The organism is Albibacterium profundi, assembly GCF_042159835.1.
GTDB classification, from domain to species: Bacteria; Bacteroidota; Bacteroidia; order Sphingobacteriales; family Sphingobacteriaceae; genus Albibacterium; species Albibacterium profundi.
Map to the genome: position 1 here is coordinate 658,198 of NZ_JBBVGT010000003.1, position 12,488 is coordinate 670,685.

The window sequence follows — 12,488 nt, forward strand, 5'->3', positions numbered from 1 at the left end:
TAAAGGGATAACAACGAATGAAAGATAGTACAAATAAACAACCAGGTCTTTTGGAGGGCTACAAAAATGAAAGGCTGTTTCAAGCTTTTTTTGAAAACTCTCAATCACTACTATGTATGCACGATTTGACTGGGAAGTTTATAATCGTAAATAAAACCGGCTCACTGATGAGCGGTTATGATCCAGAGGAGCTTACTAATATGAGTTTGTTTGATATTATCCCGGAAGATCGTCATCATCTGCTGGAGGAATATTTAAAAGAGGTTGTGAAAACTGGGAAGGCTGATGGAATCATGAAGGTTGTAACAAAGGATCGTACGTTAAGAACATGGATGTTTAGCAATGTAGTGAAGGAAGACGATACGGGCAAGATGTATATTATCGGGAGTGCAGTTGACCTAACTGAAAGAATCCAATTAGAGGAAGATCTTAAAAACGCCAGTAAAGCGTCTCAGCAAGCCAGTAAAGCTAAATCACAGTTTCTAGCAAATATGAGCCACGAAATCCGAACACCATTAAACGGTATTATTGGCTTTACGGACCTGCTGAGCAGGACTTCTCTTGATGATGTTCAAAGTCAATATGTCAATATTATTAATCAGTCCGGAACCACCCTATTAGAGATCATTGACAAGATTCTTGACTTCTCGAAGATCGAAGCAGGCAAAATCAGTCTAACGAACGAGAGGGTCGATCTGCATGATCTTGCCGCTCAGGCATGTGATTTAATTACATATACAGTTGATAAAAAGCAATTGGAATTGTTAATCAACCTATCGCCGGATTTGCCAGACGTTGTTTGGGGTGATGGGGTCAGGTTAAAACAAGTCTTAGTGAACCTGTTGGCAAATGCGGCGAAATTTACTGAAGAAGGCGAAATAGAACTAAGGATTACACCGCTTAAGGAGCATACCGATGGCACAACCTTGATCCGATTCGAAGTGAGAGATACAGGTATCGGTATTAAGCTTGAAAAACAACAGGAAATATTTGAGGCTTTTTCACAAGAAGATAGCTCGATCACTAAAAAATACGGAGGAACAGGTTTAGGCTTAACGATTTCAAACAGGCTACTGAAACTTGGTAAAAGTACTCTTCAATTGAAAAGCGAGGTTGGTAAAGGCAGTACTTTTTATTTTGACATCAAATTTAAAGCTGAAAAATCTGAAGTTGACGATTTAACGCTCCAAGATATTAAACGTGTTTTAGTCGTCGATGATAATGAAAGCAATCGTCGTATTTTGCGACATATGTTAGAGCTTAAAGGAATTACGGTGGATGAAGCCGATAGCGGTTTGCAAGCTCTATTGATTCTTCAAGGCAAAATAGAACACGACGTCATAATCATGGATTATCATATGCCAATTATGGATGGCATTGAAACCATCAGAAAAATTAAGGGAAATATCAGTCATGAAGAGCAACCTATAATTATGCTGTATAGCTCTTCCGATAACGATGAGTTGCAATCAGCGTGTGATGAGTTAAAAGTCGAGTCTCGTTTAGTTAAACCAATTAAGATGCGAGAAATGTACCAAGTGCTCGCACGGTTGAAGAAGGAAAATACCGAACAGAAACTAAATCAGTCGACTATAGAACCCATTCTATGCAATAACGTAAAAGTATTAATAGCTGAGGACAACGGTGTAAACCTCTTCCTGGCTAAATCGATCATTAACCAAATATCACCCGATGCCGTTATATATGAAGCTAAAGATGGCTTAGAGGCTGTTAATATCTTTAAATCAGAAGAAGTTGACTTGGTGTTGATGGACGTGCAAATGCCTAATATGAATGGCTTGGACGCTACGAAGGAAATCAGAAAAGTTCATAAAGATGTCCATATACCGATTTTAGCGTTGACAGCTGGAACTACGAGTGAAGAAATTGAAAGATGCTTGGCTGCAGGAATGGATGATTTTGTGGCTAAGCCTGTCGTAAAAAAAACAATTGAAGAAATGTTCGAAAAATGGGTCGGTCATAGGCTACCTGACGATATAGAGCCGCAATTAACTACTAATGAAGACGACGGGCAAATTGAGCATATAAATGAAAGCTGGTTTGACGAACATGCGATTATTAACCCCGAATTCAAAAGCAAGTTTGTTGAGATTTTAGTTGGAGAGTTGAACGAAACCAAACAAAGTCTAAAAAAGAAGATGGACGAGGAAGACCTCGAAGCTTTGAACAAACTCGGCCATAAGCTGAAAGGAACTAGTCTCACTGCCGGTTTAACTGAATTATGCAAATTGGCAGTTGCCTTTGAGATGCTGGGAGAGTTAGATAAAAACTATACAGAGGATCTACTTGAGAAAACGAATAACGAGATCACAATAGTTGTAAATATGTTGACCGAGGGGGGCGACTCATGAATAGAGAAAGTGAATGGAAGAAGTTCAGAAAGAATTAGATAAGCTGCAGCAGGAAAAGGAAGAGCTTCAGCATCAACTGGATTTGAGTAAACGCGCTTTGAGCTTGCTTGCGCATGATATAAGAGGTATTAGCAGCAATTTAAAATGGGTTGTCGATTCATTGGACAATAAGGAGGTACCTCAAGATTTAGTTTTCGGAATGTTACCGGAATTAAAAACGGAAGTTGAGATTAATCGTCAAGCAACCGAGAATGCGCTTCAGTGGGTTAAATATACGGCCCATGGTAAAGGGCTTAACATCGAGCCCGTCTCTGTGTATAACCTGTACGTGGCTTTAGTAGAGCGACTACGAGTGTTAATTAGTGAAAAACAGTTACGATTTCAGTATATCGGTGACCATTCTCTAACCATCCAAACCGATGCCTATTTAATCTCATTTATTTTAACCCAAATATTAGCGAATTCGATCAAATATTCCTATAATGGTGGGACTGTTACAGTGTCGGTAATGAATGACGGTCGAGATAAAATTAAATTGTCAGTAGTAGATCAAGGTATGGGTATTGAAGATACAACCAAGCTGTTTTCATTTGATGGTCCGCGATTTACAGGCACCCAAGGCGAAAAGGGATCTGGATTGAGTTTAATTGTCGTGAAAGAATTAGCTAGCCTTTTAGCGATAGATATATGGGTCACTTCGGAGGCGTCCGAGACTAAATTTGAATTAAATATCCCTAACACGTTTTTACAAAAGCAGAATACATGATTGAAAGAATATTGATAGCTGATGACCACAGTATCGTTCGGGTCGGATTATCTATTATGGTTAAGAAGTTGCGTACTCAGAGTCTTATAGAAGAAGCGGTCGACTTTAAGGGTGTTTTAGAGCTTGTTAAAAAGAACACATACGATCTAATTATTTTGGATATCAATATGCCGAACGGCAGTTTCCAACAAACGTTTGATTTCATCAAAATAAAGCAGCCTGATGCTAAAATATTAGTTTTCTCGTCTCAGGAAGAAAGCGTTTATGCTATTAGGTATCTTAAAATGGGTGCCGATGGTTTTCTTCAGAAAATGGCGGATGAAGACACCGTGCGACGTGCATTAGAAAAAATGTTCCGACGAGGTAAATATGTCAGCGAGGATGTTAGAGATGAATTGATATCCAACACCAGTCGATCTCAAGACAAAAAATCACCTAATCCTCTAAAAGCATTATCCACAAGAGAGATGGAAATTGCTGAAAAGCTTATAAGGGGAGAATCCTTAAAAGACATATCAGAGGAATTAAACCTTCATTCATCGACGGCGAGTACATACAAAGCAAGGATATTTAAAAAATTAGAAGTTAAAAATATTCCTGAATTGATTGACGTTTTCCGGTTTTATGAAGGTTTGATAGGATAAAAGAATTACAAGTCGTTTATGGCTTTCTTTAATTTTATTCTGTAAATTCAAGGAGTGGATTCTAAAATGAAAGGCTATGAAACGAATTGCATTAACCCTTCCGGTTCTTGTTGCGATGATGGTTCTCGCTCAAGCCCAAGTAAAGCTTAATATTAAACTTTACCCCGTTCAAGCAATTGCTTATAACGATGCTCATATGGATAGCACGTTCGCTAATCAAGTCAATAGCTTTGCTACCACAGCCTATGTAATCAACAAAATAGATCGTCCGACTCGCGTAACCATACGAAAGGAGTCACCTCGTAATAAATCGCATAAAAAGAATAACGTTGTTTACGTTCCGAAAGAAAAAGAACATCTTTTGGTCGATGTTGTTTATAGTATTGAACCGCAGTAGATCACGTAAAATTCTTCGCTATTGTTGTAGTTATTAAACTACAACAATCTAGATATTTTACTACAATCTTTGGTTTGACTTGTATCTAAATTTGTGGTGCGCAAAAAAAATAATAGACATGCGCATAATGATTAAAAAAAACAAATTTAATACTTAAAAAACCATGAAAAAATTATTATTGACTTCTGCGATTATTTTAACAGCAACCGTATTTTCATTTGCACAAACCGGATCCGGATCTGCGGAAGTTACATTGAATGTTAAGTTGAACCCAATTCAAACAATTGAAATTAACCCAGCGACTTCTAATAACATCGATTTAGTTTATGATTCTGAAGCCGATTACGCTGACGGCGTTGAAGTAGATATACCAGATCATTTGGTAGTATACAGCACAGGTGGTTTCGCCGTTAGGGTAAAGAGTGAATCAAACGATATTCAACGAGCTGCGGGCGAAGAGACAATTTCTGCATCTACTATTAAGGTACAGGCGAGTAAAGGATCGACTAGTCCATTAGCCGGAGCTAATTATAACAATGTATCACTTTCTACAACCGAGACAGATTTAATTAGCAGTTCTACAGGTGGAGCGAATAAAACTTTTAACATCAAATATGCTGGTATCGGAAACGATGGATATCTTAACAAGTATTTTAACGATGAAGATCCAACTGTTTATACGACGAAAGTTACCTATTCGATTATAGCTCAATAAGCAGGTTCTTCTGCTATCTGAGTCTAATCTGGAAATGAACAGATAAAAGCAGTTTTGGGGAAAACCAGAACTGCTTTTATTCTTTGCGACTTTTTGAATATATTGAACCATGACAATAAAAACTAATTCCCTTATAAGCTACTTGATAAGCTTTTTTATTGTGCTACCCATACTTGGTCACGCACAAACGAGCCTATCCGTTAGCCCTCCCCGCACCTACTTTACTTTAGGACCCGGACAAGTTGAGACCAAAAAGCTTTTAGTAAGTAACCCCAGTAAAACACAGACTTTGGAGTTGGCTGTTTCATTTAATGACTGGGAATATGACAGTCTGGGCAATAACGTGATTAAAGAAGCAGGAGAACTAAAAACGTCTGCAGCGGAATGGATAGAAATTCTTCCTCAGTCCTTCTTCTCACTGGCTCCAGGGGCGAGTCATGAATTGGATATAAGGATGCGAGTTCCTGATACCTTGAGTGAAGAGATCCCTGTACATACCGCGATGATTTTTTTAACGCAGATTAACCCCTCTGATGGTGTAGACGAAAAGGGTGCAAACATTAAAATAGCTGTACGTTCAGGAGTTAAGGTTTATCATCGAAATAATATAAGTCGGGCAGCTGATCTGGAAATCATGGGTTTTGCTCATAAAGTAGAACAAAATGATAAGCTCCAATTTGTTTTTGAAAACAAAGGTAACGTATGGTCCGACGGAACGATTACTTGTGAGGTGTTGAATCAAAATACTGGTAAAAAAACAAAGCTGGACGACATCGTTTTTTACTCAATGCCGGGCGATAAACGGACCGTATATTTCCAATTGCCAGAAAATCTAGCTGTTGGAAAATATATTGCAAGCGCCATAGTAGACTACGAACATGCATCAGCTGTAAAAATGGCCGAATTATCTTTTACGTATGAATAAGCACTTTGTCTTAGTTGTTTTTTCCCTTCTGCTGGTTGGGCCTTTTGGGGCATTTTCGCAAGTACGACTAAATGCTCACGTCGGCAACTGGATAGCGCTGAGCTCATATAAAGGATCTATGACAGAAGGGGCTTATGCCTCAGAACTTCATATTGATCGTATTGATCGCCGCATTCAGAACTGGTCTCTGTACATTCGATTATCGCAACCAATGACAAATTCAGAAGGCAAAGTCTTTGACCCAGCTCGTGTTAAAATACGGATTAATAATCCTAATCCTCCGGCACCGACCCTTCAGGAGATCGGTACAAATGATACGCCAATCCCTCTCTCCTTTTCTGATATGCCGATTATCGCGAACTCAATGACACCGCTCCCAGTGGGAGGCTATTATAGGCAATGGAATTTTACGTATGATATTATAATAGACGGTGGTGCCTATTTGGAAAAAGTAAAGAGTTGGCAGAACTACAACATGCAACTAACTTTTACTTTGGTTGATGGAGAGGGAAAACTTGTGGCTGAATCGACGACTTTAGGGTCATTTCAAGTATATCCACAAGATCAGTTACCGGTTGAACCCACTTACTCTATCCAAATTAATGGTAGTGCACGAGATGGCGTATTGGAATTTCGTACGTTAAGCGATTATGTAAATGGAGTTTCACAAAACTACTTTAATGGACTGACGATCACATCTACTACACCTTATGCGCTGCAAGTGAAAGCTCTAACTCCTAACCTAACATCGGTGAATAATTCGCTGCCAGTAAACGCGGTCAATCTCAGAATAACAGATGCTAACGGAACATTAGGAGGTGAAGTTGCGCTTTCAGATCAGTTACAAACTGTTTTTAATGGAATAAATTCAAACAATCTGCCACGTAGTTTTGATATGCGTTATTTTACAAAGCCCAATGACGAGCGAATGCTCCAAGCAAAACCAGACTCATACAAGACAACATTGATGTATACCCTTATACCGCAATAGTCTAAGAAATAACAAATGATCGAACGCCGAAAATATTCTCTATATTTTTTCTTAACTGTATTGCTTTGGGGTGGCTTTGCTGGTTGTGTCGGTGTTCTGCACGCTCAGGTTAGGTCGGCGAAAGTTACCATATCGACTGATAGCGTAAAACAGGTTGAAAACGGATCAATTGCTGCATTTACACTCAAAATAGAGAATCTGGAACCGAGTCCATTTCAAGGATATATTAAAATAAATGAAACTCACGGAGTTTCTATCGTCGGACGCGATCTCATCCCTGTTCAGTTGGATGCCGAATCTTCTATTTACTATCCTTTACGGATATCAATAAGTGAATTGGTACCTGCAGGGACTACCTCCTTTGCCGTTCAGCTCATTGATCTTAAAGAACAGTTAGTGACCGCTTTTAAAAGTAGTCTGTTCATTCAATCTATATCAAAAGTGCGATTACTACATCATGGATCTACACAATTAATGAAGCAAGTTGGTGATTCAGTTGAAGTAACAGCCCTTTTAAGGAATGAAGGGAATAATCGAGAGGACATTAATATAACGGCTTCTTTCCCTAACCTGACGGGTGGTAATATTATTAAGCATAAAAGGATTATACTTTCTGCTTTCCAAGATACGGTAGTAAGTTTTAAACGGATCATCACAAAAGAGCTATTGGAAGTCAATCACTATACTGTGAATATTGCAGCGCTATATGCCAACGGTGATTTAATAAATAATATCATGGTTCCGATACAAAATGCAGCCGGAGCGCGGACATACCGGGATCCCCTTCATCAAGGCTTTAGCTATAACTCCTTCAGTCCGAACAGTATTAGCGTTAGCGGACGCAATATATTTACCGGAAATGAAGCAGTACAGATTAACGGTCGAGGCACCTTTAACGCAGTCGGAGGGTCACTCGCTTTTAATATGGATTCTTACATCTATACAAGAAATAATATTGACCCTCTAGTCACCAATACGTATTTAAATTATGAACGTAAGAACACTGGAATCGTGTTAGGTAGCTTGAATGAAAGCCTTGAAACCTTTATAAACGGACGTGGTGTAAAATTATATCATCGTAATGACAAGGAGACTCAATCTATAGAAGTTGGTATCGCAGATAAGAATTACAACTTGTTGGGCAGCCAAGGCCACTTAGTCGGCGATCGGGGTTATACCGCATTTGCAAATGCTTATTTCAACAACCCCACGAATAAAAAGAAATATCAAGCGTCGGTTATCTACGACCAATCGGAACTTCATACAACTGAGAGTATAATTCTGATGAACGACTATGCATTTCAACTTAACAATGAATTGGCTGCAGCCGTTCAGGTCGGCGGTGGGCTCACGAGAACACTGGATGGTAATAGCAACTATCAACCTTCTTTAGCACTTGGAGCAAAATTAAACGGGTCGTTAGGCGAATATAATATTACGAGCAATAATTTCTATAGTTCAGGCTATTATCCTGGTACAAGACGCGGTTTAGCTCAATTTAACGAAAGAATAAGTCGCCGTTTTAATAAAGCTACTATCTGGTTAGGTTACAATTATTATAACTACGATCCCAATTACCTGAAAAGATATTTTTTATTTAATTCTGAATCAACGAGCAATAGCTTGGAAGCCGGAACCTCCATTGCGATATCCAATAACTTCAACATGAATATTGCAGGGAAGCATCAGTTAGATCAGGCTTACGTAAATTCCTATATTGGCACGACTGAGTCCCAGCAAGAACTAAAATCGTGGCGTCTGACTGAAACTTTTAGCTGGAAAACTAAGAATGAGCAACACATGTTTAATTTTAGTTCCGAGAATGGCTTTGGTCAGTTGAGTAGTTCTGGTGAGCGACAGTTACAAGTACGAGCTAGTTTCCTGTGGAATTATCGAACGTTCACATTGAATGCATATTATCAACGCGGAAGTTTTAGTGTTCGAGAAGCTGTTTATCTGGACAACGATGGAGGTATGAGTCGATTGAATATATCCCCGACATTTCATAAATCATTTCTTAATAATCGACTGAAAACCTCTTTATCTGTCAATTTCAACAGGGATTCATATGTAGGGAATAATTGGTCTTTTTCAACCGATAATTCCTACGAGTTTTCGAAACGATTTTCTGGCTTTTTGAACGCATATGTTTACGATTACAAAAGTACGTTTTATAGATCTTCTTCTTTCGTAAATATGCATACTGGCATTAGCTATAAGCTACCCGCCGCCAACCATAGAGCACTATGCAAAAGAGGTAATATCGAGCTATTCCTGTTTTTTGATAAGAATACCAATGGCGTGTTTGACGATGGTGATATTCCGGCTAATGACCGGATTGTTAAAATTGGTGATATCACTTTTGTTAGCTTGACAGACGGATCTGTTGTTTATAAAAAAGTACCCCACGGAGCGTATACAATCGACGTGCCTTCGTCTGATTGGTATGCAAATACTCCCGAAGAAATTTATCTTAATACAAAGAGTTATCGTTTGGATATTCCCTTACAGGAAACAGGTAGGGTAACGGGTGGATTTGCCTATAATTACGATGAACGTCTCAGCGAAGAAGTGAGTAACCAACTAGGAGGACTTCGAGTTTGGCTGCTCAATGAAGAAGGCAATCGAATATCAACACTCAGTAACACTCTTGGCCAATTTACCGTGTTTGCGCCTATCGGAGAATACATTATTCAGGTAGACGAAGATTCCTTACCAGATAACGTTTTCACCGAGTACACTCCACAAAAAATAAATGTTGAGAAAGGGGGAGTCTCATCAGTTCCAATTATCGAATTGAAAGTTAAGCAAAAAAAGGTAGAGGTTAAACGTTTTTCATCATAAGTATTGAATGAGAGTTTTTTCTGTGACTAATTTTCCTAAAGCAGAAGGATCTCGTCATACCAAAACGAGGTCATTGGCATGTGCGACCTCTAAATTTTGTGTATTCAGATTTTCTTTTAATGACTTTGACGATATTTTTGTGATAGCCACTGCAATTGTTGTGTCGTCGTGGTCTATAATTTCAATGACCTCTCCTACTTCGAAGTCGCCAACTACGGATTGTACACCCACGGCTAAAAGACTAAAGCGCTTAGCTAGAGCCTTTTCCGCACCTAAATCAACTTTCACCTTTCCCTTAATTAAGCTTCCGCTAGCTAACCAGCGATTTTTGGCCGACACAGAACAGAAACGTGCGTTGCAAACAGTTCCTGCCTCATCTTTTAATGCCTTTAATATTCCATCTTGTGTATTGATACCAAAAATAACCGCTTTTATCCCCATCTGATTGGCGAGCCGGGTATAGGTCAATTTTGACGTCATTCCACCCAAACCAGCGTCCGACTTCTCTTTTCGAGCTAACCCCAACAGTTTTTTGTCACTTGTGTCTAACTCTCTAATAATTGCGTTATTTTCATCGAGTACGCCGGGAACGGAAGTACTGAATAATAAGAGCGAGGCATTAAAACCGACTGCGATTAGGGTAGCTAACTCATCGTTGTCGGAAAATTTCAGTTCTAAGTTACTTACAACATCATTTTCATTAGCAATTGGAATAATGCCGTTATCCCAAAGCTTTTCATAGGTCTTTTTTAATTGTAAGAATTGTTTCCTATTGGAGAAATGGTTTCGTTCACAAAGGCTCTGGGCGATCGATATTCCATAGGGTCGAAAATAATCGGAATACTTATTCAATAAGAGAGTATTGCCAATTGCAGCAGCAGCTTTACGCTCGCTTAATCTTTGTTTATAGTTGCTGATGTATGATCGGCCTGCAGCTACAGCCCCCGAGGAAACCAGGACGATCCTGTAGTAGCTATGGACTTCAGCAACTTGGCGTGCAATATCCGCAATAACGTGATCTGTTAAATCTCCTTCCTTATTTGTAATGGAGGCTGTCCCAAATTTTATGACTAGAATTGGCTTTTTCATTAGTGATTTAATTACGAATATAGTAAACCGTCAATATATTTCTAAGCAAAGCCAAGGAATTGTATAAAATTTATAATAGTTGATTTTTCCAGATGTTTTATGAAAGACATCAATGCTATCTTAAATTAGTAAATATTATGGTGTTCGGTAAATATTATGGTTTTTAGTATGGGTAAAAAGAAAGGTTCCCAAACGGGGAGAATGGGAACCTTTACTAACCAATTATAAACCTAAATTATGATGATACAAATATAGTGTACATTATACACATTGCCAACAATTGAAAGTATTATTTTTATTACTTGGGCTCTTCATCTTTCAAGTTCACAATCTTAATATTAGATGGAAAATCTTTTGGTTTTAGATTGTCGGTTTTCAATTTTATGTTTTTGAAATATACTTTCTCTCCAGGTTGATGATCTTTAGCAATAGAATGCACTTGTAGTGCTATAAAACCTTGGCGATCAACCGTGTCAATAACGTGCGCCGTCGGAATGCCATTTACCCACGTTTTAGTTTCATCACCAATACACTCTATACGAATGTGATTAAATTTGTCAACATCAAATGCAGCTCTAGCAGCTTCATTGAGGTCGAGTGGATAAAGCCATCCCCTCCTTGCTTCGTCGTAGATACCACCCGACCATTTCCGATCTGTAGGATCTACTTCTACTTGTCTTCCGTAGACTCGGCCCGCACCGTTATTACCATTCGCATCAAAATGACTCCGAGTCATAATGCCAGAGTTGTTTTTTCCGCCTTCAATTTTTACCTCTAGTTCTAAAATAAAATCTCCATATTCTTTTTCGGTCGCCAGAAAGCTATTCGGTGATCCAGATACCGTTGTTCCCACAATCATTCCGTCTACGACATCATAGGTCGCCGAACCGGTTAGTTGTTTCCATCCTTGTAAAGTTTTCCCGTCAAAAATATCTTCCACTCTGGGATTCTGAGCATATGCATTCGTTATGGTAACGAGAAATAAGGTAGTTAAAAGAAAATAAAATTGTGTTTTTAGTCTACGGGTCGTCATAATTTTGTTTTAAGGTCCAGTAAATACAACACTAATATAGAGTTATTGCTTTAAATACACAGCCGTTTTTAGGTAAATAATGGATTTTTAAGGATTAAAAAGGGAACCGATTCGGATAGGTTCCCGAATAGATTCCCTTTTAACAATGGTAATTTAATTTTCTATATAAGAGAAGTGTCGAGAAACTATTTCTGTACTCGCCCACTTTGGCGGTCCTTCTTTCTTCCAATAGCATAGCCACTACCACCGCCGATAGCCGCACCTATGATCGCACCTCTTACGCGCTTATCTTTATCGATTAGGGCACCAAGTCCGGCACCTACTGCACCGCCTATTGCTGTTCCTTTAGCAGCATCACTCCAGCCTTTTTTCTTTTCAACTACGGGATATTGATATCCTTCATTAGCATATTCATTGTCGGAAGCGTATTGCACTTGATTCGACTGCGTACTGCTTGAAGCTTGAGTCTCCAAAGCTGCTTGTTCCCTAGCTTGTTTTTCTTCCAAGGCTATCTTTGCTGCTTCGGCCCGTTCAAAACTATCAAGCTTCAAACTATCTTTAATGCGTTGTTCTATTTCGAAGCGTTCAGCCATTTCTTCAGATCGTTTGCCATCGGCATTACTACAAGCAGGTAAAATTGTTACCGAGGCTCCGAGACCCAATAGACATACTATTAATAACTTTTTCATAGTGTCGATATTTATATTAATCA

At 38.8% G+C, this 12,488-nt stretch carries 11 protein-coding genes; 8 read left to right on the plus strand and 3 right to left on the minus strand.

Annotated elements, in window-relative coordinates:
• Positions 1-17 precede the first annotated feature (17 nt).
• The 8 genes from WKR92_RS14250 to WKR92_RS14285 all read left to right on the plus strand — a co-directional run bounded on the left by WKR92_RS14250 (position 18) and on the right by WKR92_RS14285 (position 9,654).
• The gene (locus tag WKR92_RS14250; protein WP_375558512.1) at positions 18-2,372 is read left to right on the plus strand and encodes a PAS domain-containing hybrid sensor histidine kinase/response regulator; all 2,355 of its coding nucleotides are present in this window, start codon (positions 18-20) and stop codon (positions 2,370-2,372) included.
• 13 nt (positions 2,373-2,385) lie between these two features.
• Positions 2,386-3,138 carry a sensor histidine kinase gene (locus WKR92_RS14255; RefSeq protein ID WP_375558513.1) on the plus strand — a complete coding sequence of 251 codons (753 nt, stop codon included), beginning with the start codon at positions 2,386-2,388 and terminating at the stop codon, positions 3,136-3,138.
• Positions 3,135-3,782: a response regulator gene (locus WKR92_RS14260; protein WP_375558514.1), complete on the plus strand. Its 648-nt coding sequence runs from the start codon at positions 3,135-3,137 to the stop codon at positions 3,780-3,782. Before WKR92_RS14255 ends, WKR92_RS14260 begins: the two co-directional genes overlap by 4 nt.
• Positions 3,783-3,858: 76 nt before the next feature.
• Positions 3,859-4,179, plus strand: a complete 321-nt coding sequence (locus WKR92_RS14265) for a hypothetical protein (protein ID WP_375558515.1) — start codon at positions 3,859-3,861, stop codon at positions 4,177-4,179.
• 163 nt (positions 4,180-4,342) lie between these two features.
• The gene (locus WKR92_RS14270; protein WP_375558516.1) at positions 4,343-4,894 is read left to right on the plus strand and encodes a hypothetical protein; all 552 of its coding nucleotides are present in this window, start codon (positions 4,343-4,345) and stop codon (positions 4,892-4,894) included.
• 160 nt (positions 4,895-5,054) lie between these two features.
• Positions 5,055-5,819 (plus strand): fimbrial biogenesis chaperone, encoded by a 765-nt coding sequence (locus tag WKR92_RS14275; protein ID WP_375558517.1) that lies wholly within the window; start codon positions 5,055-5,057, stop codon positions 5,817-5,819.
• A complete protein-coding gene (locus tag WKR92_RS14280) occupies positions 5,812-6,810 on the plus strand; it encodes a hypothetical protein (protein ID WP_375558518.1) in 999 nt (332 codons plus the stop codon). Before WKR92_RS14275 ends, WKR92_RS14280 begins: the two co-directional genes overlap by 8 nt.
• A gap of 15 nt (positions 6,811-6,825) precedes the next feature.
• Complete coding sequence (locus tag WKR92_RS14285; protein WP_375558519.1) at positions 6,826-9,654, plus strand: COG1470 family protein; 2,829 nt, start codon at positions 6,826-6,828, stop codon at positions 9,652-9,654.
• Between the two features lie 54 nt (positions 9,655-9,708).
• Here WKR92_RS14285 and proB read toward each other — a convergent pair whose 3' ends face one another.
• From proB to WKR92_RS14300, 3 genes are all read right to left on the minus strand, one after another.
• Complete coding sequence (gene proB / locus WKR92_RS14290) at positions 9,709-10,743, minus strand: glutamate 5-kinase (RefSeq protein WP_375558520.1); 1,035 nt, start codon at positions 10,741-10,743, stop codon at positions 9,709-9,711.
• Between the two features lie 298 nt (positions 10,744-11,041).
• Positions 11,042-11,776 carry a 3-keto-disaccharide hydrolase gene (locus WKR92_RS14295; RefSeq protein ID WP_375558521.1) on the minus strand — a complete coding sequence of 245 codons (735 nt, stop codon included), beginning with the start codon at positions 11,774-11,776 and terminating at the stop codon, positions 11,042-11,044.
• Positions 11,777-11,961: 185 nt separating this feature from the next.
• Complete coding sequence (locus WKR92_RS14300) at positions 11,962-12,465, minus strand: YMGG-like glycine zipper-containing protein (protein WP_375558522.1); 504 nt, start codon at positions 12,463-12,465, stop codon at positions 11,962-11,964.
• Positions 12,466-12,488 lie beyond the last annotated feature (23 nt).

Bases quoted from the DNA above. Each gene is read 5' to 3' on its own strand.
- WKR92_RS14250 (WP_375558512.1), top strand. From the start codon at position 18: ATGAAAGATAGTACAAATAAACAACCAGGTCTTTTGGAGGGCTACAAA.
- WKR92_RS14255 (WP_375558513.1), top strand. From the start codon at position 2,386: ATGGAAGAAGTTCAGAAAGAATTAGATAAGCTGCAGCAGGAAAAGGAA.
- WKR92_RS14260 (WP_375558514.1), top strand. From the start codon at position 3,135: ATGATTGAAAGAATATTGATAGCTGATGACCACAGTATCGTTCGGGTC.
- WKR92_RS14265 (WP_375558515.1), top strand. From the start codon at position 3,859: ATGAAACGAATTGCATTAACCCTTCCGGTTCTTGTTGCGATGATGGTT.
- WKR92_RS14270 (WP_375558516.1), top strand. From the start codon at position 4,343: ATGAAAAAATTATTATTGACTTCTGCGATTATTTTAACAGCAACCGTA.
- WKR92_RS14280 (WP_375558518.1), top strand. From the start codon at position 5,812: ATGAATAAGCACTTTGTCTTAGTTGTTTTTTCCCTTCTGCTGGTTGGG.
- WKR92_RS14285 (WP_375558519.1), top strand. From the start codon at position 6,826: ATGATCGAACGCCGAAAATATTCTCTATATTTTTTCTTAACTGTATTG.
- proB (WP_375558520.1), bottom strand. From the start codon at position 10,743: ATGAAAAAGCCAATTCTAGTCATAAAATTTGGGACAGCCTCCATTACA.
- WKR92_RS14295 (WP_375558521.1), bottom strand. From the start codon at position 11,776: ATGACGACCCGTAGACTAAAAACACAATTTTATTTTCTTTTAACTACC.
- WKR92_RS14300 (WP_375558522.1), bottom strand. From the start codon at position 12,465: ATGAAAAAGTTATTAATAGTATGTCTATTGGGTCTCGGAGCCTCGGTA.